Source organism: Acidovorax delafieldii 2AN, from assembly GCF_000175235.1.
Classification (GTDB): Bacteria; Pseudomonadota; Gammaproteobacteria; order Burkholderiales; family Burkholderiaceae_C; genus Acidovorax; species Acidovorax delafieldii_B.
Map to the genome: position 1 here is coordinate 1 of NZ_ACQT01000567.1, position 913 is coordinate 913.

Annotated in this window: 1 protein-coding gene; it reads left to right on the forward strand. The window is 70.6% G+C overall.

Translation table 11 applies throughout. The features are described from left to right. Nucleotides 1-913: branched-chain amino acid ABC transporter permease (locus tag ACDELDRAFT_RS23080; protein ID WP_005801716.1), on the forward strand; the 913-nt coding region annotated here is incomplete at both ends.

Consider the following 913-nt stretch of genomic DNA (forward strand, 5'->3'; position numbering starts at 1 on the left):
GGGAGTGCAATGGCTCGGCTGGGCCCTTCTCGCCGTGCTGGCGCTGGTGCCGCTGCTGGCGGGCGCCTGGCCCTATGTGCCGGTGCTGCTGGTGGATTTGCTGGTGGCGGTGCTCTTTGCCTCCAGCCTGCACTTCCTCATGGGACCGGCGGGCATGCACTCGTTCGGCCATGCCGCCTACTTCGGGTCGGGGGCGTATGCCGCCGCGCTGCTGGTGCAATCGGCCGGCATGCGCATGGAACTGGCCCTGCTGCTGGCCCCGCTGGCAGCGGGCGGGGCGGCGCTGGTGTACGGCTGGTTCTGTGTGCGGCTGTCGGGGGTGTACCTCACCATGCTCACGCTGGCGTTTGCGCAGATCACCTGGGCGCTGTGCTTCCAGTGGGACGCCGTCACCGGCGGCAGCAACGGCATTGCGGGCGTGTGGCCCGCACCGTGGCTGGCCAGCCAGGAGGCCTATTACCTGCTGACCCTGGCCCTGGTGGCCGCTGGCGTGCTGCTGCTCAGGCGTGTGCTGTTGGCGCCGTTTGGCTATGCGCTGCGCGCGGTGCGCGACTCGGCCCCGCGGGCCGACGCCATCGGCATCGATGGGCGTCGCCTGCAGTGGACGGCCTTCGTGGTGTCCGGGGTGTTTGCCGGCCTTGCGGGGGCCTTGCATGTGTTTTCCAAGGGCAGCATTTCGCCCGAAGGCCTGTCGGTGGGCAAGTCGGTGGACGGCCTGGTGATGGTGCTGCTGGGCGGCGTTCAGACCCTGGCGGGCCCGTGGGTGGGGGCGGCGGCCTTCACCTGGCTGCACGACACCGTGGCGCGCAACACCGACTACTGGCGCGCCGTGCTGGGCGGCGCCATGTTGGCGCTGGTGCTCATGTTCCCGCAGGGGTTGGCGGGCTTTGCCCGGTCCATCGCCCTGCGCTGG